The organism is Microbacterium xanthum (genome assembly GCF_034531355.1).
Classification (GTDB): Bacteria; Actinomycetota; Actinomycetes; order Actinomycetales; family Microbacteriaceae; genus Microbacterium; species Microbacterium xanthum.
The window spans coordinates 282,919-305,825 of sequence record NZ_JAWHUE010000001.1; the positions used below are offsets into that span (position 1 = coordinate 282,919).

Consider the following 22,907-nt stretch of genomic DNA (forward strand, 5'->3'; position numbering starts at 1 on the left):
CCCCGGCTGATTCTCACACGGGGTGTCCAGGGAGTTCCGTGAGAACTTCATTACGATGTGGACGTCACTTCGATACAGAAATGTATCCTGATCTCCGACCGCCCCTTCTGGAGGACGCGTGTCCACTCTGCTGTTCAGCCTCGGTCGCTGGTCGTATCGCCACCCGTGGCGGGTGCTGGTCGCCTGGCTGCTGCTCCTGGTCATCGCCGGCGCGAGCGCGCTGACCTTCATGAAGGGGACCGACAACTCCTTCTCCATTCCGGGCACCGAGGCCGAGGAGGGACTCGAACAGCTGGACCGCACCTTCCCCCAAGCCAGCGGCACCAGCGCGCAGGTCTTCGTGGGAACCGGATCGGACGAGGCCCGCATCACCGATCCGCTGTACGCGGATGCCGTCACGGCCGCGATCGACGACTTCGAGGCGCTCGACGGGGTCCTCGCCGTCACCGACCCCTTCGACGAGAACGTCTCCGGGCTGGTCTCGGACGACGGGCGCGCCGCGATCATCCGCGTCCAGCTCGACGGCCAGCCGAGCACCCTGCCGAGCGGAACGACCGCCGCGCTCCAGGGCGTCGCCGAGGACCTGGACAGCTCCCTGCCCGACGAAGCCGACGTGGTGCTCGGCGGCGACCTGTTCTCCGCGGCGATCCCGGCGCTTTCCATCGTCGAGGCGGTCGGTGTGCTCATCGCCCTGTTCGTGCTGATCGTCACCTTCCGATCGGTCGCGGTCGCCTGGTTCCCCCTCGTGAGCGCCCTCATCGGGGTGGCACTGTCGGTCGCCCTCATCTACGTCGCGACCGCCTTCGCCACCGTCTCGTCGACGACACCCATGCTGGCGGTCATGCTCGGCCTCGCGGTCGGCATCGACTACTCGCTGTTCATCGTCGCGCGCCATCAGGACCAGGTCCGCGAGGGAATGGCCGTCGAGGAGTCCGCCGCCCGCGCAACCGGCACCGCCGGGTCGGCGGTCGTGTTCGCCGGCGTGACGGTCCTCATCGCCCTCATCGGGTTGTCCTTCGCGAACATCCCGTTCCTGACCACGATGGGGGTGGCCGCATCCGTCGCCGTCGCCATCGCCGTCCTCGTGGCCCTGACACTCACCCCGGCGCTCCTCGGTTTCGCGAAGGGACGGGTGGTCGGCTGGCGACGCCGTCCCCGGCGCGTCCGTCGCGCGGGTCGCACCCGGCACCGCGAGTTCGCCGAACGGTGGGTGCGCCTCGTGACCGACCACCCGATCGTGACGACCGTCGCGGTCGTCGCGGCCCTGGGCATCATGGCGGTTCCGGCCGCGAGCCTGACGCTGGCACTCCCCAACGCGGGCACCCAGCCGACATCGAGCGAGGCACGTCAGACCTACGACCTCACCGCCGAGTACTTCGGGCCGGGCGAGAACGGCCCCCTCATCCTCACCGGCACCATCGTCACCTCGACCGACCCGGTCGGACTCATGGAAGATCTCGCGGACGAGATCGCCGAGGTCCCGGGGGTGAAGGAGATCGCGCTGGCAACGCCCAACGAGACCGCCGATACCGGACTCATTCAGGTCATCCCGACCACCGCGCCCGACGACCCGGAGACCGCCGACCTCGTTCGCGAGCTGCGCTCGCACCACGACGAGTGGCTCGAGGAATACGGCGTCGACCTCAAAGTCACCGGCTTCACCGCCGTGGGCATCGACATCTCAGACCGGCTCGGGGCCGCGTTGATCCCGTTCGGGATCTTCGTGGTCGGACTGTCCTTGATCCTCCTGACGATCGTGTTCCGCTCGATCTGGGTTCCGCTGAAGGCGGCCGCGGGCTACCTCCTGTCGGTCGCGGCGTCCTTCGGCGTGGTGGCTGCGGTGTTCGAGTGGGGCTGGTTCGCCGATGCCCTCCACGTCACCCGGGTCGGCCCGGTGATCAGCTTCATGCCGATCATCCTCATGGGGGTCCTGTTCGGCCTGGCGATGGATTACCAGGTCTTCCTGGTCTCGCGCATGCGCGAGGACTACGTGCACGCGCGTCGAGCGCGCCGGGGGCGTGCCGACCGCCATACCGCCGTCGGCGCGGTGCGGACCGGCTTTGTGTCGTCTGCCCGCGTGGTCACCGCCGCCGCGATCATCATGTTCGCCGTCTTCGCCGCCTTCGTCCCCGAGGGCGACTCCTCGATCAAGCCGATCGCACTCGGCCTCGCCGTCGGCATCGCCGTCGACGCCTTCCTGGTGCGGATGACGCTCGTCCCGGCGGTGATGGCGCTGCTCGGCGAGAAGGCGTGGTGGATCCCTCGCTGGCTCGACCGCTCGCTCCCCCACTTCGACATCGAGGGCGAGGCCGTCGAGCGCGAACGGGCGCTGGCCTCCTGGCCCGAGCCGGAGACGACCGCGGCCGCGGTCGCCGAGGACCTCGAACAGCGCACCGACTCGGGCGCGCTGTTCGCCGGCGCCGCCTTCCGGATCGACGCCGGCGACACCCTCCTGGTGACCGCGGACGCGACGGCCTCCCGCGCGTTCGCGCTCACCGTCTCCGGCCGGCTGTCCCCGACCGGAGGCAGGCTTCGCGTCGCAGGGCACCTGCTGCCCGAACGCGCCGCCTGGGTGCGCGCGCACGTGGGCCTCGCACTGCTCGGCGATGCGGACGAACCACTCGCCGCCCTGCGGTCCGCCGTGCGCGGTACGCGCTTCATCGTCGTGGACGGGCTCGACCTCCTCGACCGCGCGGGACGCGATCAGGCCGCCGCCGTCCTGCGCGACGCCGCACGCGAGAGCTCCTCCGCTCCCCTGACCGTGGTGGCGACGGCCCGCACGGAAGGGCCTGCCCTCGCGGTGCTCGCCGATGCGCACCGTCCGCACATCCAGGCCCTCGCCCTGGACGACCGCTCGACCCGTACCGCCGCACCCGAGGTGACCGCATGACCCTTCCGATCGAACGCGCCCGCACCCGACGCCCCGTGACGTGGCTGACGGTGATCGGGGCCCTCCTGCTGCCGGTGGTGATCGGCGCGATCCTCGTCGCAGCTTTCTACGACCCGACCGAACGCCTGGACGGCGTCACGGCGGCGATCGTGAACGACGACGACCCGGTGACGATCGACGACCAGCTCGTCCCGCTGGGTCGCCAGCTCACGGCAGGCCTCGTCGAAGGATCCGAGGACATGCCCAGCAACCTCGACTGGACCATCACGAACGACGACGACGCCGCGTCGGGACTGGCCGACGGCACGTACACGGCGGTCGTCACCATCCCGTCGAACTTCTCGGCCGCCGCGACCTCCACGGCCGGCGACGACCCCCAGCGGGCCGTGATCGAGGTCACCACCGCACCGGACAACCTCGTCGTCGACGACGCCATCACCACGCAGATCACCTCCGCCGCCGCGTCGGTCATGGGACAGGAGCTGTCGGAGGTCTACCTCGAGAACGTCTTCGTCGGGTTCACCACGCTGGGTGACCAGCTGGGCGATGCCGCCGACGGCGCAGACCAGCTCGCCGACGGCGCCGACCAGCTCGCCGACGGGACGTCGCAGTACGTCGACGGCATCGGCGAACTCGCGTCCGGGGCGCAGACCCTCGCCGCGGGCGCCTCGGCCCTCGCCCCGGGCATCGGCGAGATCGCCTCGGGCGCCGCCGCGCTCTCGGCGGGCGGGTACGAAGCCGCGGAGGGCATCGACGACCTTGCCGGGGGCGCCGCCGCGCTGTCGGTCGGCGCAGCCGACCTCGCCGACGGTCTGTCCTCCCTCGCCGACCTCACCGCCCTGATTCCCGCGATTCCGCAGAACGTCATCGATGCCGCCGACCGGATCGCCGCCAACAGCGGCGAGATCGAACAGGTCGTCACCGGATCCACCTCGGCGCTGGCAGCCCTCGCCGACCGATGCCGCGCGACCGGCGACACCGGCGAGATCTGCACGGAGATCATCGTCCTGTCCGACGAGGCGAACGCCGCACTGCCGACCGTCACCGAGATCCTCGACGACTCGGACGAGATCGCCGCCGGGCTCGCACAGTTCCAGGACGCCGGACCGCAGCTGACAGCCGCACTGGAGGCCTCGGCCGCCGGAGCCGACGAGATCGCCACCGGCATCGGGGGTATCGCGGGCGGCGCGGGCGAGGCGGCGACGGGCGTGCGCGACGTCGCCGCGGGCACGGCGGCACTCGGCGCCGGTGCGCAGGATGCAGCCGCCGGAGCCGCTCACGTGGCCGACGGGGTGCAGCAGCTCGCCGCCGGCGCGCAGACCGCCGCCGATGGCGGCGCCGACCTCGTCACCGGCTCGGCGCAGACCGCCGCCGGCGCGGGGGAACTCGCCACCGGCCTGCACACGGCCGCCGACGAGATTCCCACCTACACCGACGAGGAGGCCAGGACGCTGGCGAGCGTCGTCGCCGACCCGGTGGAAGCCGACGGCATCGGGACCGACCTCTTCGGCGCCACCGCGGTCCCGTTGCTCGCGGCACTGGCTCTGTGGATCGGGGGGCTCGGAACGTTCGTGGCCCTGCAGGCGGTGACCGCCCGCGCCCTCACCTCGCGCGCTCCGTCCGCCGTGCTCGCCCTGCGGGGTCTCGCCCCGGCCGCCGCGATCGGCGCCGCCCAGGGTGTCCTCGTCGCCGGCGTCGTGCAGATCGCCGCCGAGTACACCTTCGTCGAGTGGTCGGTCTTCACGGCCGTGTGCATCGCCGCGGGTGTGGCCTTCGCCGCGGTGAACCAGGCGCTCGTGGCCGTGTTCGGCGGCGCCGGCCGCTGGATCGCGGCCCTCGTGGCGGTGCTCGCCGTCGCGGCCGGGGTCGTCTCGACGGTACCCGGTTGGCTCGGTTCTCTCGCGGGCGCCATGCCCACCGCGCCGGCCTACAACGGCATGGTCGCCGCGTTGACCTCCCAGGGCAGCGTCGGTGCGGCACTGGTCGGCCTGTCGGTCTGGGCCGTCCTCTCGGTGCTGGCCACGGTGGTCGCCGTGGCACGACGCCGTTCCACAACCGCGGTCGGCGCCCCGACGCCCGCCTAGGGTGGGCGAGCACTGCGCTCACCTGTCAACGATTGTCGGCACGTGGGCGCAGAGCGACATCCTGCGCCCACCGAATGCGCGGCACGCGCAACACGATGCAACGTGGGCGGGAGTAGCCTCCCGATCAAGAGGCGGGATCGGACCCGCCGCGATCGGAAGGAATCGTCATGACAACCCTCAGCCCGACCGTCCCGGTCATCGGCGAGGTCCCCACCGGAACGATGCGTGCCGCCGTGGTGACGGCACCCGATCAGCCGCTCAGCGTGGCCGACCGCCCCATCCCCACTCCCGGGCCCGGCGAGGCGCTCGTCAAGCTCATCACCAGCGGCGTCTGCCACACCGATCTGCACGCCGCGCGGGGCGACTGGCCGGTCGCACCCAAACCCGATCTCATTCCCGGACACGAGGGCTACGGCACGGTGGTCGCACTCGGTGACGGGGTCACGTCGCTCGCCGTCGGCGACCGCGTGGGCAATGCCTGGCTGTGGGCCGCCTGCGGCGCGTGCGAGTACTGCCGCACCGGGTGGGAGACGCTGTGCGAGCAGCAGAAGAACGCCGGCTACTCGGTCGACGGCAGCTTCGGCGAGTACATGCTCGTCGATGAACGATTCGCCGCCCGCATCCCCGACGGCGTGGACCCCGTGGAGGTCGCGCCGATCCTGTGCGCCGGAGTGACCGTCTACAAGGGCCTGAAGATGACGGAGGTGATGCCGGGCCAGTGGGTGGTCGTCTCCGGGATCGGCGGGCTCGGTCACATCGCGGTGCAGTATGCCCGCGCGATGGGGATGCGCGTCGCGGCCGTCGACATCGATGACGCCAAGCTCGACCTCGCTCGCCGACACGGCGCCGAGGTGACGGTGAACGCGTCGACCGAGGACGTCGCCGCCGCGGTCCAGGAGGCCACGGGTGGCGCGCACGGCGTGCTCGTGACCGCGGTGCACCCGAAGGCGTTCGGGCAGGCGCTGGGGGTCGTTCGCCGTGGCGCGACGATCGTCTTCGTCGGACTCCCGCCGGGGGATTTCCCCGCCGACATCTTCGACATCGTCCTTCGGGGCATCACGATCCGCGGCTCGATCGTCGGCACGCGTCAGGACATGGTCGAAGCCCTCGATCTCTTCGCCCGGGGCGAGATCCACCCGACGGTCGCCACCGAATCGCTCGATGACATCAACGACATCTTCGAGCGTATGGAGCACGGGCAGATCGACGGTCGTATCGTCATGACGTACTGATCACCCACGACGAAACCCCCGGGGCCCGACGGGCCCGGGGGTTTCGTCGTGCCGGATCAGGACAGACCGCTGTAGGCGTGCAGGCCCTTGAAGAACATGTTGACGATGGTGAAGTTGAACAGCACCGCCAGGAACCCGATGATCGACAGCCACGCGGAGCGGGTGCCGCGCCACCCGCGGGTCGCGCGCGCGTGGATGTACCCGGCGTACAGCACCCAGATGACGAAGGTCCAGACCTCTTTGGTGTCGAAGCCCCAGTACCGCCCCCACGCGTCGTTGGCCCAGATGGCACCGGCGATGAGGGTGAAGGTCCAGAAGATGAAGCCGATGATCGCGAACCGGTAGGCCAGGGATTCCAGAGCATCGGCGCTGGGCAGGGTGCGAAGGAACCCGGGCCCGGTCGTGACCGCTCCCCCGTCCGCGGCCTCCGCGACCTTGCGCTCGCGCCGGGCCTGCAGCAGCTGCATGATCGACAGCCCGAAAGCGAGGGCGAACAAGGCCGTGGCCAGCGACGCGACGAACACGTGGATGACCAGCCACACCGACTTCAGCGGGTCCATCAGCGGGACGACCTCGACGTAGAACGACAGCGTCGCACCCCCGAGGAGAACCACGGTCAGACCGGTGATGAAGGTGCCGAGGAAGCGGAGGTCGTACTTGATCAGGACCGCGAGGTAGACGGCGACGACCAGAAGCAGGCCGGTCATCGCGAACTCGTACATGTTCGACCACGGCACCCGCTCGGCGGCGATGCCGCGCAGCACGGTCGCGCCCAGGTGGAACAGGAACGCCAAGACCGTCAGGGAGGTTCCGATCCGCGCCCACAGGAGCCGGGGTCGCGCGCGGGGGGCCAGCCCCACCTCCGCGTCGGCGCGCTTCTCGCGTGCCGCCACATCGGACATGCTCTCGCCGCCGGCGGCGACCAGCTCACGATCACGCGTGCGGGCGTCCTTGGCCTCCACCGCCAAGGCGGATCGGCTGGCCAGGTCGATGGCATAGGCGATGAACGCGAGCGCGTACACCGCGATGGCCGTCCAGACCAGAAGCACCGAGACGTCGTCGAGCGAGAGGGCGGTGTCGGACATGGGGTCAGTCTACTTTCGGTGCATCGGAGGCGGGCGGAGCCGTCGCCACGCGCGACACGAGGGCCGCCCGGTGCGCATCGGCCAGCTTGTCGACCGCGGTCGACAGGGTCGGGTCCTCTCCGCGGGCGAGGCCGGCGTACTCGAGGTCGACACCGCCGTCGCGGGGGGTCACGGCGACCCACATGCGCCGGCGGGGGATGAACAGGCCGGCGAGCAGACCCAGGGTCGCGAGGACCGCGAAGGCCAGCACCCAGGGGGCTCCGATGTCGCGGTGGATCGACAGCGAGACGAATCGCTTGACCGACTCTTCGTATCCATCCGCCGCACCGTCGGGGGCTTCGTTCTCGAAGGTCACCGTACCGAGTCCGTCGGGCAGTTCCGCCGTGTCGCCGGGGGCGAGCTCGAGCGCGGGCTCGTCGACGCCCCGCCCGGCGAGCTGGGTCATATCCGACGGGTCGAGCGTGTAGACCGACCGCGGCGTGCCGTCGTCGATCCCCAGGTCGCCGGCGTACACGTTGAGCGTCATGACCGGGTTCACCAGCGCGGGGTAGGCCGAGGTGAACGCACCCGAGGGCAGCTCGAACTGCGTGGGATAGAAGAAGGCGGTCATCCCCAGCTGTTCGGGCAGACCGTCGGGCACCTTGATGACGCCGAGCGAGGTCATGTTGGTGTCCTGCGGCAGGAACGGCACCGACTCGGAGAACACCACGTCTCCCGCGGCGTCACGGACGGTGATGGTCGGCGCGTAGCCGTTGCCCATGAGGTAGACCCGATCGCCGTCGAGGTCGACCGGATGGTTGACCCTCACCGACTCCTGAGAGGAGTCTCCACCGTTCTGGATCGTCAGGTTCGCCGAGAAGTCACCCGCCTGCCCCGCGGCGTTCGACCCGGCCGGTTCGTAGGTGACCTCGAAATCGTCCAGCGTGAGGGCGTACGGCGCCAGCCCGTCGGTGTCGACGAACCGGCCCGGGTTGAACGAGGCGTAGTCGAGCATCGTGTTGACGAAGGTGTCGCCCTCGACGATCACGCTCTGACCGGTGTAGGTGAATCCGCCGCCGACGCCGACCGCGATGAGCACGCCGACCAGGGCGCCGTGGAAGACGAGGTTGCCGGTCTCTCGGGCATACCCGCGCTCGGCGGAGACGGAGAGCCGACCGCGTCCGTCGAACCGGGCGATGCGGTAGCCCGACCGCCGCAGCTGGGACTCCGCGAGGGCGATCGCCTCCGCGGCGACCACCTCGGGGTCCGCGTCGGGCGCGAGCTCGACGGTCTCCGCGCGATGATCGTCCAATCGAGACAGTCGAGCCGGCGTCCGCGGCGGCTCGGCCCGAAGCGCCTTCCAGTGGTGCTTCGTGCGCGGGATCACACACCCGATGAGCGATACGAACAGCAGGATGTAGATCGCGGAGAACCACGGCGACGTGTAGACGTCGAACATGCTGAGGTCGTCGAGGATCGGGGCGAGATCCGGGTTGTCGGTGTAGTACTGGGTCACGCCGTTCGGGTCGGCGCTGCGCTGCGGCACGAGCGACCCGGGCACGGCGGCGATGGCCAGCAGGAGCAGCAGCACCAGGGCGGTGCGCATCGAGGTCAGCTGCCGCCACCCCCACCGCAGCCACCCCACGACGCCCAGCGCCGGTTGCACCGGCTCGCCTCCGCCGGCGGCACCGGCATAGTCGTCGGGACGCAGTGTCGCCTCGTTCTCGGCGTCGGGCTCAGAGCGGGAGCGGGACATCGACGAGCACCCCCTGAAGTCGGGTCATGAGAGCGGTCCAGATCCCCGTCACCATGAGCACGCCCAGCGCGACCAGCAGGGCGCCGCCGATGATGTTGACGGTTCGGATGTGCCGGCGAAGGAAGGCCACCGAGCGCGTCGCCCATCCGAAGCCGACCGCCAACAGCAGGAAGGGCAGCCCGAGTCCTAGCGAGTACGCCAGTCCCAGGATGCCGGCACGCACCGGGTCGCCGAGGTTCCACGAGACCGAGATGATGGCGGCGAGGGTCGGTCCGATGCACGGGGTCCAGCCGACCCCCATCGCGAGGCCGAGCAGCGGCGCGCCGATCAATCCGAGATTCCCCCGCACCTGCGGGTGAACGGTGCGCTGGGCGAATCCGAAGACGCCGATGAAGACGAGACCGAGCACGATGACGACGACCCCGAGCACGCGGGTGATGGGGTCGGCGTACTGCAGGAAGAACAGCCCGAGGGTGCCCCCGAGGATCGTCACCGCCATGAACACGACGGTGAAACCGGAGATGAACAGCGCCACCCCCAGCACGAGCCGACCGCGCGGCGTGGTCACGACGGGAGAGTCCGCCGCGGGCGCGGTGTCCACCCCCTCGCCGCGGTCGGCGTCGCGGCGGACCTCCTGTCGGGTCGACGCCGCGGGCGCCGGGCGTGGCGCCGCCGCACCGCCGATGAAGCCGAGGTAGCCCGGCACGAGCGGCAACACGCACGGCGAGAGGAAGGAGACCAGGCCGGCCAGCAGCGCGACCGGGACGGCGAGCCACATGGCGCCGCCGAAGACGAGTTCGGTCACGACGTCTCCGCGAGCGCGTCGCTCACGAGGGTCTCGAGCACCGAGGCGTCTTGCAGCTGTCCGATGATGCGCGCCGCGACCCGCCCATCGGTGTCGAGCACGAGGGTCGTCGGAGTCGCGCTGATGGGCGTCGCCTGCGCGAAGGCCAGCTTGATCTCCGGGGTGACCGACGCGAGCACGCTCGGGTAGGTGACCCCGTAGGTCTCGGCGAATGCGAGTGCGGTGCCGGCCGAATCCGTGGTGTTGACGCCGAGGAACGACACGTCGTCACCGGCGAAGGAGGTGTACGCCTCCTCCAGGGCGGGCGCCTCGGCTCGGCACGGACCGCATGCGGCGTACCAGAAGTTCACGACCACCACATCACCGTCGACATCGGCGTCGGTGATGGTTCCGCCGGTGTCGAGCTCACCCGAGAACGCCACCGGCTCGCCGCGCTCGTCCTGCGGGATCTCGACGACGCGGAGACCGTCGGCGGCGATGAAGCCCTTGTCGTCGCCGGCACGATACTGCTCTGCCAGGGGATCCGCCGAGCACCCCGCGAGTGCGCCTCCGAGCGCAAGGACGGCGAGGACGCCGGCGACCACGCGGCCGGGGCGGGTGGTGAGCGACGAGCCCACCGTCACACCGCCCCTACGTCGACCGCGTCGGAGGTCTGCGCCGGCTCGGCGTAGGACACCTCGGTCCAGGTGCCGTCGCGCATCTCGAACGACGTCACGCTGGAGAGGGCGCAACGACGGTTGCGGGGGTCGTGCTGCGACGGCTCCCCCGCGACGGCGAGGTGTGTCACCCAGATGGGGAGCTGGTGCGAGACGATGACGGCGTCTCCGGAGTCGACACCCTTCCACGCCTGCGTCATCGCGGCGTTCATGCGCACGATCACCTCGGCGTACGGCTCACCCCAGCTCGGGATGGCGGGCTTGCGCAGGTGGCGCCAGTTGAAGGGGTTCATGAGGGCGATCTTCATGCGACGCCCTTCGAAGACATTCGTCGGTTCGATGACGCGCTCGTCGATGCGCGGGTCGACGCCGTAGACCTCGGTGAAGGGCTCGGAGGACTCGCGGGTGCGCTGAAGAGGCGAACAGGTCAGCGAGGTGACCTCGCGACCGGAGGCCTGCACCCACTCAGCCGCGGCGCGGGCCATGTCGCGTCCGGCGGCGCTCAGCGAGTAGCCCGGCAGACGTCCGTAGAGCACGCCCCGGGGGTTGTAGACCTCCCCATGGCGCACGAGGTGAAGGCGTTCGGCGGGCACACACCCAGTCTACGTGGGGGTCTTCTATGGACGGGCTGAGCGTCGCCGGACCGCTCGGTCAGCCGGCGGCGCGGCGCGAGAAGTGACGCTCGACCGCGACGAGGCTCAGAACCACTGCCGCGCCGACGACGGCGAGCACGATCGGCAGGACCACCGGATCGTAGGGCGCCGTCAACGCACCGATACCGTGGTCTTCCCCCTCCGAAGGGTCCTGCCACGGCCACAACGCCCGGAGCGAACCGAGCATGAGCCCGGCCATGGCGATGAGGGTCAGGCGGCGGTGGTGATGCAGCAGCCAGGTGATGAGGCGGACGATGGTCACGAGCCCCACCACCGCACCGAGGGCGAACACCGCCAGGTATCCGAGGTCGCGCTCGTCGACGGCTCGCAGAGTCGGCGTGTACAGACCGATCGCGAGCAGGAAGAACGACCCGGAGACACCGGGCACGACGAGTGCGCACACGGCGACGGCCGCAGCGAGGAAGACGACGATCAGGGGCGGGTCGGCTTCGAAGGAGCCCCCCGCCACGTCGATCGCGAGGAAGGCGACCGCGGCGGCGGCCAGGAACAGCGCGACCCCGCCGATACGCGACCCGGTCGAACGGCTGGTGCGCGGGACGAGCTGCAGCGGCACGAAGATGCTCGCTGCGACGAGACCGAAGAACAGCCCTCGCGACGCCTCGACGTTCTCCGTCACGAACGACTCCACGATCCCGGCGAGTGTCAGCACCATCGCCGCCATGCCGACGAGCACCGGGAGGACCAGCGCCCAGTCCGCCGCCCGGATGCCGCGGAGGAAACCCGCGCGACGTTCGGGTCCGAAGATCAGATTCTTGAACGCGGTGACCACGTGGTCGGCCGAGTCGATCAGGCGCTCGTAGACCCCGGTGATGAGCGCGATGGTGCCGCCGGAGACGCCGGGGATGAGCTCGGCGAGGCCGATGAGTCCGCCGCGCACGACGTTCAACACGGCGACGAGCGCGGTGCGCACAGGGGAGGTGGTGCGGCCGTCTTCAGTGGTGATCATCGTGCCTCGGGGTGTCGGAGGAATGCGTGCGTACCGATGCTAGAGGCCGCGGCGTCCGCGCACCTGAGCGTCGGCCCGGTGCCCGGGCTGGGGTGCGAGGGGAACGGCGTCTAGACTCGGTCATCGTGAGTGAACGCGTTCTGGTCAAAGACCTGCAGGCCCGCGAAGACGGCCCCGTCGCTGCTTCCGGATGGGTGGAGACCGTCCGCGATCAGAAGAAGGTGCAGTTCGTCATCCTTCGCGACGAGTCCGGCGCGGTGCAGCTGGTCAACCCGGCCACCCGCGAGGTCGGTGACGACGCCTCCCCCGAGCAGGCGGCGGCACTGGCGCTCACCGAGACGATCTCGGCCCTGACCCACGGCACCTTCCTGACCGTGCGCGGCTCCCTGAAGCACGACGAGCGGGTCAAGTTGGGTGGCGTGGAGATCAAGATCGCCCGACTCGAGATCGCCGCCGAGGCACTCCCCGAAACCCCGATCGCGGCGGACAGCGGCCTCGACAAGCGCATGGACTGGCGCTTCCTCGACCTGCGCCAGCGACGCAACAACCTCGTCTTCCGCGTGCAGACCACCCTCGAGCACGCGATGCGCAGCTACTGGATCGAGCGCGACTACATCGAGGTGCACTCGCCGAAGCTCATGGCCAGCGCATCCGAGTCCAACGCCGAGCTGTTCGAGGTGCCCTATTTCGAGGAGAAGACGGCCTACCTCGCGCAGTCGCCGCAGTTCTTCAAGCAGATGGCCCAGGTCGCCGGCTTCGGGAAGATCTTCGAGATCGCTCCGGCCTTCCGCGCCGACCCCTCGTTCACCAGTCGACACGCGACCGAGTTCACCTCGATCGACGCCGAGATCAGCTGGATCGACTCGCATGAGGATGTCGCGGCGATGCAGGAGGAGCTGCTGGCCACAGCCATCCAGGCGGTCGCCGACAAGCACGGCGACGAGATCAAGGAGCTGTTCGATCTCGACGTCGTCGTCCCGTCGGTGCCGTTCCCGCGCATCCCGCTCGCCGAGGCGCGCGAGATCGTCGCCGCCCGCGGGTATGAGATCCCCCGCACCGACGGCGACCTCGACCCCGAGGGTGAACGCCAGATCGCCGCGCACGTCGAGGAGACGTACGGGCACCCGTTCGTGTTCATCACCGACTACCACCCTGAGATCCGCGCTTTTTACCACATGCGCGACGAGCAGACGGGGCTCACCAAGAGCTACGACCTGCTCTACAAGGGTGTCGAGATCACCACCGGCGCGCAGCGCGAGCACCGCGTGGACGTCCTCATCGAGCAGGCGAAGGAGAAGGGACTCGAGCCCGAGCACCTCGACTTCTACCTCGACTTCTTCCGCTACGGCGCACCGCCGCACGGCGGCTTCGGAATGGGTCTGGCCCGTGTGCTGATGCTCCTGCTCGGGCAGGAGTCGATCCGAGAGGTGACCTACCTCTTCCGCGGCCCCACCCGCCTGGCCCCCTGACCGCGCCTCACCCCTCGGCGAGGGTGGCGCGCAGGCGGTCCGCCGATACCCGCCAGTGCGCGTGGAACCGGTCGTCGACGAGAACCACGGGGATCTTCTCCCACCACTGTGCGAAGAGTGCGGCGTCGTCGTGAATCGATCGCTCGACGACGACGACCTCGCCCTGCGGGTGCTCCGAGGCGACGAGCTCGACGATCTCCCGCGCGACATCGCACAGGTGGCAGTCGGGTTTCCCGATGAGGGTGATCGTGGTCACCGGACCATCCTAGGCAGGCAACATCGGGTCGCCGCGGGAGGGCCGAGGTCGTAGAGTATCGGTTCCGCAGCGTCGCGATCCGACCGGCCGCTTTCCGAGGAGACCCGATGATCGACCCGTGGTTGTTGTTCGCCCTGATCCTTCTCGCCTGCCTCGTCGGCGCGATCGTCGTCGTGGCCGTCGTCGCGGCGAGCGTGCGCGCCGCCGCCCGACGCCGCGAATGGGCGCAGCTGTTGATCCGACGCGCACGGCGGCCGTTCCGCGTGCTTCTCATGGTCGTCGCGCTGTGGGTCGCCTTCCTGGTCGCCTTCCCCGGCGAACGCGAGGAGTGGATGCCCGGCATCAACCAGGTCTTCACGATCGCGGTCATCGTCAGCAGCGCGTGGTTGCTCATCGGCGTGGTGCGATTCGCCACCGACCTGGCCATCGGCCGCTACCGCATCGACGTACCGGACAACCGCATCGCCCGCCGCATCCGCACCCAGACCCTCATCGTCCGCCGACTCGCGATCGCTCTGATCGTCATCGTGGCGCTCGGCGCGGCGCTCCTCACCTTCCCCGCGGTGCAGACGCTCGGGGCGAGCGTGCTCGCCTCGGCCGGCATCGCGTCGATCGTCGCGGGCCTGGCTGCCCAGTCGGTGCTGGCGAACATGTTCGCGGGCCTGCAGCTGGTGTTCAGCGAGGCGCTACGAGTCGATGACGTGGTCGTCGTCGAGGGAGAGTGGGGGCGCGTCGGCGAGATCACGCTGAGCTACGTGGTCCTCGACCTGTGGGACGATCGGCGGCTGGTGCTGCCGTGCACATACTTCACGACCAATCCGTTCCAGAACTGGACCCGCCAGGGCAGCGAGCTGCTCGGATCGATCGAGCTCGACCTCGATTGGCGCGTGTCCCCCACGCGTATGCGCGAGCACCTGCAGCGGGTGCTCGCCGAGACGGAACTGTGGGACGGTCGCGCGTCGGTGCTGCAGGTGACGGAGGCCACCGGCGGCCTCGTTCGGGTGCGCATCCTCGTCACGGCCCAGGATGCGCCGACGCTGTTCGACCTGCGCTGCCTGGTCCGCGAGGCGATGGTCGACTGGGTGCAGCGCCAGATGCCCGCCGCCCTCCCGGTCCAGCGGGTCATGATGACCCCCGACACCGGTGTCGTCGAAGACCCGGCGCCGCGCGGCGAGGCCGACGGCCTGTTCACGGGGAGCATGGCCGCCCAAGAACGGGCAAGCACCTTCACCCAGGCGATGCCGGTGGTCTCACCCGACGACACGGATCGCCGGGACGATTCGACGGGCGAGTCTCAGCGGTCGACGGGGTAGCCCGCCGCAATCCACTCGGCGGTCCCGCCCTCGACGTTCGTCGCGTCGTATCCGCGCTGTTCGAGCGCCTGGACGATGCTCGCCGAGCGTCCGCCGAGCTCGCAGATCACATTGATGGCCCCGTCCGGCAGCTCGGCGAGTCGCTCGCCGAAGACCGACATGGGGATGTTCACGGCGCCGGGAACGTGACCGGCGGCGTACTCGTGCGGCTCGCGCACATCGATGAGCGGGGTGGATCCACGCTCGGTGAGCTCGTGGACGGTGATGGTCTGCATGGTGCCTCGGGTAGGGGTGGTGCCTGGGGCCGTCGTGGCCGTCGTCAATACTGGCAGAAAACACGAAGCGCCCGTCCATCGGACAGGCGCTCGGTGTGGAAGCCGCTTACTTCTTGTTGCGGCGCTGGTGGCGAGTCTTGCGAAGCAGCTTGCGGTGCTTCTTCTTCGCCATGCGCTTGCGGCGCTTCTTGATGACAGAACCCACGGAAAACCTCACTAAGTCGAAGTCTGGACGCACATCCACGGTCGGATCTCGTCCGGGAACGGGCAGATGCGAAAAATGCCTCGGAGTAGCTTACCAAACCCGCGCGTGTCGTATGCGCGCGGATTCGGAACCGGTCAGCCGGCGTCGGCGATCGGGCGCTCCATGGCAGCGGTCACAGCCGACTCGGGCACACGATAGCTGCGCCCGAACCGCACCGCCGGAAGGTCACCGGAATGCACGAGACGGTAGACCGTCATCTTCGATACGCGCATCAGCTCGGCGACCTCTGCGACGGTCAGGAAACGCACGTCGGGAAGTTCGGCCACGATGTCCCCTTTCGTGCGTCGTCCCAGTCGGATCACCATGATCCTTGGGGAAGTCTATGACGTGCGCGCGACGGGTGTAAACCCGTGTGACTCCTGTGACTCGCGCGGCTTGGTGGACGCGGCGCGTCGAATCAGCGTCCCGGCAGGCGACGCCAGGCCGTCGCGACCGCGTGCTTGGCCGATGCCGCCGCGCGTCCGACGACCTCCGCGGCGTGAGCGGCAGAGTCCGGAAGCGCCCCGGCGACGGCGACCTCGAGGTCGCCGGTCTGCGTGAAGAAGGGCACCAACCAGTCGTCGACCTCGTCCAGCGGCTCGGCGGAGAGACTGTAGAAGCGGTGCTGCCCCTCCTCCCGGACCGACACCAGGTGAGCCTCCCGGAGCACCTTCAGGTGCTTGGAGACGGTCGGCTGGCTCACGCCGAGCTCGCCCACGATGTGCGACACGCTCGTACCGTCCTGCCCAGCGGATGCACGATCGAGGAGCAGTCGAAGGATGTCGCGACGCGTTCCGTCCGCGATCACGTCGAAGATGTCCGCCATGTGGTTAGGTTAGCCGCCCCGGCACCGGAGTACCATGAGGGCGACTTTCGCTCGGGAAAGACGACACAGCACGAGGAGGCGGTGCATGGCGACGAGCCGGCCGTCTGCGCCGCAACGTCGGGCGTCGACGTCCGGTTGGCGCTATCGCCTCCGCCGGGTCGGAGCCTTCGTCCGGGACTTCGCGACGTCCTCACCGTCCCGGTTCGCGATCCTCGTGTTCGGCACGCTGATCCTCATCTTCACGAGCCTGCTCTCGCTTCCCCTCGCGTCGGCGAGCGGCCGCGCGACACCGCTGGCCGACGCGCTGTTCACCGCGGTGTCGACCATCTGCGTGACCGGTCTGGTGACGGTGGACATGGCTACCCACTGGTCGCCCTTCGGCAACGCCGTCATCTTCCTCGGCGTCAACATCGGCGGGATGGGCGTGCTCACGCTGGCCTCGATCCTGGGCCTGGTGATCTCCAAGCGCCTCGGGCTGCGGGCCAAGCTGATCGCCGCGGGGGACTCCAACCCGCTGCGGGCGCACGGCGGCCCCGTCAACGAAGGCCAGACGGTGCGCCTGGGCGAGGTCGGACAGATGCTGCGCACGGTGGCGCTGTCGACGCTGGTCATCGAGGGGATCGTGGCCGTCCTGCTCTACCCCGCGCTCGTGATGGCCGGCATCGATCCGCTCATGGCGCTGTGGGAGGCGCCCTACTACGCGGCGATGTCCTTCACGAACACCGGCTTCACCCCGAATGTCGGCGGCCTCGAGCCCTTCGCCGACGACTACTTCCTCCTCACCGTGCTGATGACCAGCGTGTTCCTCGGAAGCATCGGCTTCCCCGTGATCTACACACTCTCCAAGCACGTCTGGCACGTGGGTCGGTGGTCGCTGCACACGCGGCTGACCCTCATCACCACGACGCTGCTGTTCTTCGCCGGGGCCATCGCCTTCCTGACGCTCGAATACGACAACCCGGGCACCTTCGGGTCGATGAACGCGTGGGACACGACCTTCCAGGCGTTCTTCCTCTCGGCGATGACCCGCTCGGGGGGATTCTCGGTCGTCGACATCGGCGAACTCTACGGCTCGTCGCAGGTCGTCGGGTCCATGCTCATGTTCGTCGGGGGCGGGTCCGCCTCCACCGCGGGCGGGATCAAGGTCACCACCCTCGCCGTCCTCGCCCTCGCGGTGTGGTCGGAGGCCAAGGGGCGCACCACCGTCGAGGTCTTCTCCCGCCGCATCCCGAGCGACGTGCAGCGCGTCGCCCTGTCCGTCGTCGCGTGGGGATCGACCATCGTCGCCCTCTCGACGATCATCATCGCGCAGATCACCCACGCCCCCATCGCCCACGTGCTCTTCGACGTGATCTCCGCCTTCGGCACCGTGGGACTGTCGACCGGCCTGACCGAGTCGCTCCCCGACCCCGCCGTCTACGTCATGGCGGCGACGATCTTCATGGGGCGCATTGGTACAGTGACTCTCGCCGCGGCGGTGGCCGCGACATCCCGATCGCAGCTCTACTCGCTGCCCGTCGAAAGGCCCATCGTTGGTTGAGCGCATCCGCGGCGACGCCCCCGTCCTCGTCATCGGACTCGGCCGCTTCGGCGCGGCCTGCGCGGGCGAGCTGGACCGCCTCGATCGCGAGGTCCTCGCCATCGACGAGAGCCTCGATCTCGTGCAGAAGTGGTCCGAGCGTGTGACCCACACGGTGCAGGCCGACGCGCGCAACCTCGAAGCCCTCAAGCAGGTCGGCGCGCAGGACTTCCAGGTGGCGGTCGTCGCGGTGGGATCCTCCATCGAGGCATCGGTGCTCATCACCGCCAACCTCGTCGACCTGAAGGTCCCGCAGATCTGGGCGAAGGCGGTCTCGCAATCGCACGGGAAGATCCTCGCCCGCGTGGGGGCCAATCACGTCATCTATCCCGAGCGTGAGGCCGGTGAGCGCGTCGCGCACCTCGTCAGCGGACGGATGCTGGACTTCATCCGTTTCGACGATGACTTCGTGCTGGCCAAGATGTACCCGCCGAAGTTCATCCGCGGCGTGGGGCTGAACGAATCCGGCGTGCGCACGAAGTACAACGTCACCGTGGTGGGCGTGAAGAGCCCCGGCAAGCCCTTCCGCTACGCCGAGGCGGCGACCGTCGTGACCAACCACGATCTCATCATCGTCTCGGGCACCAACAGCGACATCGAGCGGTTCGCCTCGCTCGATCGCTGAGCGGGCCGCTCAGCGCAGCTGGGCGAACTCCTCCACGCGCCGTGTGGGACCGACCACGAGCACGGTGTCGCCGTCGTGGAGCACCGTGTCGGTATCGGCGTTGGACCACTCCGCGGAGCCGCGTCGGTAGGCCGCGACGGTGACACCGTGCCCACGGCGGATACCCGCCTGACCGAGCGCCACCCCTCGGAAGCGTTCAGGCACGCTCGTCTTGACCAGAGCGTATCCGCGGTCGATCTCGAGGTAGTCCAGAGCCGCACCACGCACGAGATGCGCGACGCGGCGCCCCATGTCTTTCTCGGGGTAGATCACGTGGTGCACCCCGAGCTGCTCGAGGATGAGACCGTGCTGTTCGCTGACGGCCTTGGCCCACACCACGGGGATGCGCATCTGGATGAGCAGCGATGCCGTCAGGATCGACGCCTGGACGTCGTCCCCGATCGCGATGACCACCCGATCGAACTCCGGCACGGCGAGCTGCTCGAGGGCTTCGCGACGCGTGCTGTCGGCGCGCACCACCTGGGTGAGTCGACCGTTCATCGACTGGACGATGTCCTCATCGCTGTCGATGCCGAGCACCTCGGTACCGGCGTCGACGAGCTCCAACGCCAGCGAACTCCCGAATCGGCCGAGGCCGATCACCGCGACCGAGTCCGCTTCGGCGATGCGGTGCGAGGAGGCCCCGAAGAGGTGGGAGAAACTAGCCAATGGCGGGCCTTTCCTTGGGGAGGTCGAACAGATCGCGCCGCTCGCGCAGCGCGAGGGCGGTGCCGATGGTGAGGGGACCGAGCCGCCCGAGGAACATCAGCACCGACAGCAGGATCTCGGCGGCATCGGGCAGGTCGCCCGTCACGCCGGTGGACAGACCCACCGTGGCGAAAGCCGACACGCACTCGAACAGCGTCCGGTCGAGCGACTCCCCGGTGAGGATCATGAGCGCCAGCGTCGAGGCGACCACCGCCCCCACGGCGATGAGGACGACGGCGATGGCCTGTCGGTGGACGGCGCGCGACAGGCGCTTGCCGAAGATGTTGACCGCCCCCGCGCCGCGCAGCTCGGCGACGAGAATGAACAGCAGCACGGCGAACGTCGTGATCTTGATGCCGCCGGCCGTTCCAGCGGGGCCGCCGCCGATGAACATGAGCACATCCATCCCGAACCACGTCTCGTCGCGCATCTCACCGATATCGACGCTGTTGAAGCCCGCGGTCCGCGTCTGGACCGAATGGAAGAACCCGATCAGCACACGCGCCGCCGGATCGTGTGCCCCGAGCGTTCGCGGGTTGGTCCATTCCAAAGCGGTGATGTAGACCGCGCCGCCGACGAGAAGGATCAGCGAGCCGAACAGAACGAGCCGCGTGTTCATGCTCCACCGCAACGGACGTCCGATCTCGCGGCGCAGTTGCAGGAGCACCGGAAACCCGAGCCCGCCGAGAATGATCGCGGCGCAGATCGGGAGACAGACCCACGGGTCGGCGGCGAACCGCACCAGACTGTCCGAGTACAGCGCGAACCCGGCGTTGTTGAACGCCGACACCGAGTGGAACAGCGCGAACCACGCCCCCTCGCCCCACCCGTGTCCGTACCGGAAGGCGAACGAGGGGAAGAGCACCGCGAACAGCACCGCTTCGATGATCAGCGAGGTCACGACGATGCGGCGGACGACGCCGCGCACGTCGTCGAGAGTGAGTGCCTTCGCCTCGGCCGCCGCGCGCAGACGTGACCGCACGCTGAACCGACGTGCGAGGAGAACCCCCACGAGCGAGGCGAACACCATGATCCCGAGGCCGCCGATCTGGATGAGCGCCAGGATGACGACGTGTCCGAACGGCGACCAGTAGGTCTCCGTGTCGACGACCACGAGGCCCGTCACACACACCGCGGACGTGGATGTGAACAGGGCGTGGACGAAAGAGGACCCCTCGCCGGACCGTGTGGCGACCGGCAGCATGAGAAGGACGGTGCCGACGAGGTCGGCCAGGCCGAAACCGAGGACGATCGTCTGTGCCGGGCTGGATCGGAAGCGCCGGCGCGGCCGGCTGTCCGACGCGGCGACGCGTGTAGTCACGAGCGAGAACTCTACGCCCGTCCTGCTCGGGCGCAAGAGGGTCCGCGGACGAATCCGCCACCCGACGGTCAGTCCCCGGCGGCCAATTCCTGCGCTCGGGCGAGTGCGGCATCCGTCGCCTCGGCGAAGACCGCGCCGAGCTGCGCGGCCTGGAGGACCTCGATCGCCTTCTCGGTCGTGCCTTTCGGACTCGTCACGCGACGGCGCAACTCGGCGGGCTCGTCGTCGGAGGCCGCCAGCAGCGCCGCCGCTCCGATGAAGGTCTGCTCGGCCATGAGGCGCGCCTCGGCGCGGTCGAACCCCTTGCCCTCGGCGGCACGCGTGAGCTCCTCGATGAGCAGGAACACATACGCGGGCCCCGAGCCCGAGATGGTCGACAGCGCGTCGATCTTCTCCTCGGGAACCTCGATGACGCTCCCGACCGTCTCGAACAGGCGACGCACCATGGCCGTGTCGTCGCCGGTGGCGTTCGTCCCCGCCGCCAGGCCGGTGACACCGCGACCCACGAGCGATGGCGTGTTCGGCATGGAACGGAGCACCGCGACCGAGTCGGGAAGGATGGATTCGAACGTCGCGACGGTGACGCCCGCGGCCAGGCTCACCACGACCGCACCCGGCCGCACATGCGGGGTGATCTCGCGAAGCAGGTCCGGAACCATCGCGGGCTTGACGCCGATCAGGATGACGTCGGCCGTGGCCGCGGCGCGCGTGTTCGCGTCCGGATCATCCTCGAGGGCGAGACTCCGCACACCCTCGAGGTCGCCCAGGGCGTCAGCCTTGCCGGCGGTCCGGTTGGTGACGGTGACGCCCCCGTGATCCAGGCCGGACGCGACGAGCCCGTGCAGGATCGCTCCGCCCATGGAGCCTGCTCCGAGAATGGCGATGGCGGGGAGGGGAGAATCTGCGTCGATCATCCGGCCATCCTACGAGGCGTCCGAGAACTCCTCCTGTGCACCCTGGGACGCGGCGATATAGTCGACGAATGTGGCACGGTGACGTTCCACGACGACACATGGAGGACCCCCGACATGACCCTCTTCGACGGCATCACGGCTCGCCTGATCGAGACCCCGCGCCTGACGGTGAACGTGCTCGAACGAGCCGGCGACGACCCGGCCACACCGCCCGATCGGACCGTGGTCTTCGTCCACGGCAACGTCTCATCGGCGCTGTTCTGGCAGGAGACGATGCAGGACCTCCCGTCGGAGCTGCGGGTCATCGCGATCGACCTGCGCGGATTCGGCGACACCGAGAACCTCCCCGTCGACGCCACCCGCGGGGTCCGCGACTTCAGCGACGACGTGCACGCCACCCTCGAGGTGCTCGGCATTCCGATGGTCCACCTGGTGGGCTGGTCGATGGGCGGCGGGGTGGTCCTCCAGTACGCACTCGACCACGGCGCCCTGAGCCTGACGCTGCAGGCGCCGGTCTCGCCGTACGGATTCGGCGGAACCCGTCGCGACGGCACCCGCCTGACCGACGACGACGCCGGCTGCGGAGGCGGCGGCGCCAATCCCGACTTCGTCGAGCGGCTGACCGCCCGCGACACGTCGGACGAGGCGCCCACCTCGCCGCGCAACGTCTTCCGATCCGGCTACGTCGCGCCCGGGTACACGTCCGCGCACGAGGATGTCTGGGTGGCCTCGATGCTCACCACCTCGACCGCCACCGGCAACTACCCCGGCGACGCGGTCGCCAGCGAGAACTGGCCCGGATTCGGCGCGGGCGACATCGGTGTGCTCAATACGATGGCCCCCAAGCACTTCAACGTCTCCGGCATCGTCGACATGGCAGACAAGCCCCCGATCCTCTGGGTCCACGGCGACATGGACGCGATCGTCTCGGACGCCTCGTTCTTCGACCTGAACCATCTCGGTGCCGCGGGGGTGGTGCCGGACTGGCCCGGCGCCGAGGTCGCACCGGCGCAGGAGATGGTCTCGCAGACGCGCGACGTCCTGGGTGCGTACGCGCAGGCCGGGGGCATCGTCAACGAGCTGCACCTCGAAGGCGTCGGTCACGCGCCGCACCTCGAGCGTCCGATCGAATTCCGCCGCGCCTTGCTGAGCGCGATCGGCTATGTCGGCACACCGGCCGATCCGTCGCCGCCGACCGAGGCGATCATCATCCGCTCGGCCGACTGAGCGG

The 22,907-nt window shown here is 69.4% G+C and carries 22 protein-coding genes; 8 read left to right on the plus strand and 14 right to left on the minus strand.

Annotated features, from left to right (window positions below; genetic code table 11):
• Positions 1–118: 118 nt before the first annotated feature.
• The 3 genes from RZO50_RS01425 (at position 119) to adhP (ending at position 6,206) form a co-directional block, all read left to right on the plus strand.
• The gene (locus tag RZO50_RS01425) at positions 119–2,890 is read left to right on the plus strand and encodes an MMPL family transporter (RefSeq protein WP_322597926.1); all 2,772 of its coding nucleotides are present in this window, start codon (positions 119–121) and stop codon (positions 2,888–2,890) included.
• The gene (locus RZO50_RS01430; protein WP_322597927.1) at positions 2,887–4,974 is read left to right on the plus strand and encodes a YhgE/Pip family protein; all 2,088 of its coding nucleotides are present in this window, start codon (positions 2,887–2,889) and stop codon (positions 4,972–4,974) included. The genes RZO50_RS01425 and RZO50_RS01430 overlap by 4 nt, the downstream gene beginning before the upstream one ends.
• A 167-nt stretch (positions 4,975–5,141) precedes the next feature.
• Positions 5,142–6,206, plus strand: a complete 1,065-nt coding sequence (gene adhP / locus RZO50_RS01435; protein ID WP_416211484.1) for an alcohol dehydrogenase AdhP — start codon at positions 5,142–5,144, stop codon at positions 6,204–6,206.
• A 56-nt stretch (positions 6,207–6,262) separates the two neighbouring features.
• On the opposite strand, the gene ccsB is transcribed toward adhP, so the two are convergent.
• Genes ccsB through RZO50_RS01465 form a run of 6 tightly spaced genes read right to left on the minus strand, consistent with a single transcriptional unit; the run spans position 6,263 to position 12,107 of the window.
• Complete coding sequence (gene ccsB / locus RZO50_RS01440; protein ID WP_322597928.1) at positions 6,263–7,291, minus strand: c-type cytochrome biogenesis protein CcsB; 1,029 nt, start codon at positions 7,289–7,291, stop codon at positions 6,263–6,265.
• A gap of 4 nt (positions 7,292–7,295) precedes the next feature.
• A complete protein-coding gene (gene resB, locus RZO50_RS01445) occupies positions 7,296–9,026 on the minus strand; it encodes a cytochrome c biogenesis protein ResB (RefSeq protein ID WP_322597929.1) in 1,731 nt (576 codons plus the stop codon).
• Positions 9,007–9,804 (minus strand): cytochrome c biogenesis CcdA family protein, encoded by a 798-nt coding sequence (locus RZO50_RS01450; protein WP_322598718.1) that lies wholly within the window; start codon positions 9,802–9,804, stop codon positions 9,007–9,009. The genes resB and RZO50_RS01450 overlap by 20 nt, the downstream gene beginning before the upstream one ends.
• A gap of 23 nt (positions 9,805–9,827) precedes the next feature.
• A complete protein-coding gene (locus RZO50_RS01455; RefSeq protein WP_322597930.1) occupies positions 9,828–10,448 on the minus strand; it encodes a TlpA family protein disulfide reductase in 621 nt (206 codons plus the stop codon).
• 2 nt (positions 10,449–10,450) lie between these two features.
• Complete coding sequence (locus RZO50_RS01460) at positions 10,451–11,080, minus strand: histidine phosphatase family protein (protein WP_322597931.1); 630 nt, start codon at positions 11,078–11,080, stop codon at positions 10,451–10,453.
• A gap of 58 nt (positions 11,081–11,138) precedes the next feature.
• Positions 11,139–12,107: a DUF368 domain-containing protein gene (locus tag RZO50_RS01465; RefSeq protein ID WP_322597932.1), complete on the minus strand. Its 969-nt coding sequence runs from the start codon at positions 12,105–12,107 to the stop codon at positions 11,139–11,141.
• A 125-nt stretch (positions 12,108–12,232) separates the two neighbouring features.
• On the opposite strand from RZO50_RS01465, the gene aspS reads away from it, so the two are divergent.
• Positions 12,233–13,576, plus strand: a complete 1,344-nt coding sequence (aspS, locus tag RZO50_RS01470; RefSeq protein ID WP_322597933.1) for an aspartate--tRNA(Asn) ligase — start codon at positions 12,233–12,235, stop codon at positions 13,574–13,576.
• Between the two features lie 7 nt (positions 13,577–13,583).
• On the opposite strand, the gene RZO50_RS01475 is transcribed toward aspS, so the two are convergent.
• A complete protein-coding gene (locus tag RZO50_RS01475) occupies positions 13,584–13,832 on the minus strand; it encodes a glutaredoxin family protein (RefSeq protein ID WP_322597934.1) in 249 nt (82 codons plus the stop codon).
• A gap of 107 nt (positions 13,833–13,939) precedes the next feature.
• On the opposite strand from RZO50_RS01475, the gene RZO50_RS01480 reads away from it, so the two are divergent.
• Positions 13,940–15,145: a mechanosensitive ion channel family protein gene (locus RZO50_RS01480; RefSeq protein ID WP_322597935.1), complete on the plus strand. Its 1,206-nt coding sequence runs from the start codon at positions 13,940–13,942 to the stop codon at positions 15,143–15,145.
• Here the strand turns inward: RZO50_RS01480 and RZO50_RS01485 are convergent.
• The 4 genes from RZO50_RS01485 to RZO50_RS01500 all read right to left on the minus strand — a co-directional run bounded on the left by RZO50_RS01485 (position 15,127) and on the right by RZO50_RS01500 (position 16,490).
• Complete coding sequence (locus RZO50_RS01485; RefSeq protein ID WP_322597936.1) at positions 15,127–15,420, minus strand: rhodanese-like domain-containing protein; 294 nt, start codon at positions 15,418–15,420, stop codon at positions 15,127–15,129. The genes RZO50_RS01480 and RZO50_RS01485 overlap by 19 nt on opposite strands.
• A 106-nt stretch (positions 15,421–15,526) precedes the next feature.
• Entirely contained in the window at positions 15,527–15,625 is a 99-nt protein-coding gene (locus RZO50_RS01490; protein WP_003792170.1) for a 30S ribosomal protein bS22, read from the minus strand.
• Between the two features lie 134 nt (positions 15,626–15,759).
• Positions 15,760–15,951 (minus strand): helix-turn-helix domain-containing protein, encoded by a 192-nt coding sequence (locus RZO50_RS01495; protein WP_322598719.1) that lies wholly within the window; start codon positions 15,949–15,951, stop codon positions 15,760–15,762.
• A 131-nt stretch (positions 15,952–16,082) separates the two neighbouring features.
• A complete protein-coding gene (locus RZO50_RS01500) occupies positions 16,083–16,490 on the minus strand; it encodes an ArsR/SmtB family transcription factor (RefSeq protein ID WP_322597937.1) in 408 nt (135 codons plus the stop codon).
• Positions 16,491–16,575: 85 nt separating this feature from the next.
• Between RZO50_RS01500 and RZO50_RS01505 the strand changes: the two genes are divergently transcribed.
• Both RZO50_RS01505 and RZO50_RS01510 read left to right on the plus strand, forming a co-directional pair.
• Positions 16,576–18,030: a TrkH family potassium uptake protein gene (locus tag RZO50_RS01505; RefSeq protein WP_322597938.1), complete on the plus strand. Its 1,455-nt coding sequence runs from the start codon at positions 16,576–16,578 to the stop codon at positions 18,028–18,030.
• Positions 18,023–18,694, plus strand: a complete 672-nt coding sequence (locus RZO50_RS01510) for a potassium channel family protein (RefSeq protein ID WP_322597939.1) — start codon at positions 18,023–18,025, stop codon at positions 18,692–18,694. Before RZO50_RS01505 ends, RZO50_RS01510 begins: the two co-directional genes overlap by 8 nt.
• A 9-nt stretch (positions 18,695–18,703) precedes the next feature.
• Here RZO50_RS01510 and RZO50_RS01515 read toward each other — a convergent pair whose 3' ends face one another.
• From RZO50_RS01515 to proC, 3 genes are all read right to left on the minus strand, one after another.
• Positions 18,704–19,402 (minus strand): potassium channel family protein, encoded by a 699-nt coding sequence (locus tag RZO50_RS01515; protein ID WP_322597940.1) that lies wholly within the window; start codon positions 19,400–19,402, stop codon positions 18,704–18,706.
• Entirely contained in the window at positions 19,395–20,762 is a 1,368-nt protein-coding gene (locus RZO50_RS01520) for a TrkH family potassium uptake protein (protein ID WP_322597941.1), read from the minus strand. Before RZO50_RS01520 ends, RZO50_RS01515 begins: the two co-directional genes overlap by 8 nt.
• Before the next feature lie 68 nt (positions 20,763–20,830).
• A complete protein-coding gene (gene proC / locus RZO50_RS01525; RefSeq protein ID WP_322597942.1) occupies positions 20,831–21,676 on the minus strand; it encodes a pyrroline-5-carboxylate reductase in 846 nt (281 codons plus the stop codon).
• A 114-nt stretch (positions 21,677–21,790) separates the two neighbouring features.
• Between proC and RZO50_RS01530 the strand changes: the two genes are divergently transcribed.
• Complete coding sequence (locus RZO50_RS01530; protein WP_322597943.1) at positions 21,791–22,903, plus strand: alpha/beta fold hydrolase; 1,113 nt, start codon at positions 21,791–21,793, stop codon at positions 22,901–22,903.
• Positions 22,904–22,907 lie beyond the last annotated feature (4 nt).

What these genes read in the sequence shown, in the direction of transcription:
- proC (WP_322597942.1), bottom strand. Translation starts at nt 21,676, where the DNA reads ATGATCGACGCAGATTCTCCCCTCCCCGCCATCGCCATTCTCGGAGCA.
- RZO50_RS01480 (WP_322597935.1), top strand. Translation starts at nt 13,940, where the DNA reads ATGATCGACCCGTGGTTGTTGTTCGCCCTGATCCTTCTCGCCTGCCTC.
- RZO50_RS01505 (WP_322597938.1), top strand. Translation starts at nt 16,576, where the DNA reads ATGGCGACGAGCCGGCCGTCTGCGCCGCAACGTCGGGCGTCGACGTCC.
- RZO50_RS01485 (WP_322597936.1), bottom strand. Translation starts at nt 15,420, where the DNA reads ATGCAGACCATCACCGTCCACGAGCTCACCGAGCGTGGATCCACCCCG.
- RZO50_RS01500 (WP_322597937.1), bottom strand. Translation starts at nt 16,490, where the DNA reads ATGGCGGACATCTTCGACGTGATCGCGGACGGAACGCGTCGCGACATC.
- RZO50_RS01450 (WP_322598718.1), bottom strand. Translation starts at nt 9,804, where the DNA reads ATGTGGCTCGCCGTCCCGGTCGCGCTGCTGGCCGGCCTGGTCTCCTTC.
- RZO50_RS01530 (WP_322597943.1), top strand. Translation starts at nt 21,791, where the DNA reads ATGACCCTCTTCGACGGCATCACGGCTCGCCTGATCGAGACCCCGCGC.
- ccsB (WP_322597928.1), bottom strand. Translation starts at nt 7,291, where the DNA reads ATGTCCGACACCGCCCTCTCGCTCGACGACGTCTCGGTGCTTCTGGTC.
- adhP (WP_416211484.1), top strand. Translation starts at nt 5,142, where the DNA reads ATGACAACCCTCAGCCCGACCGTCCCGGTCATCGGCGAGGTCCCCACC.
- RZO50_RS01430 (WP_322597927.1), top strand. Translation starts at nt 2,887, where the DNA reads ATGACCCTTCCGATCGAACGCGCCCGCACCCGACGCCCCGTGACGTGG.
- RZO50_RS01465 (WP_322597932.1), bottom strand. Translation starts at nt 12,107, where the DNA reads ATGATCACCACTGAAGACGGCCGCACCACCTCCCCTGTGCGCACCGCG.
- resB (WP_322597929.1), bottom strand. Translation starts at nt 9,026, where the DNA reads ATGTCCCGCTCCCGCTCTGAGCCCGACGCCGAGAACGAGGCGACACTG.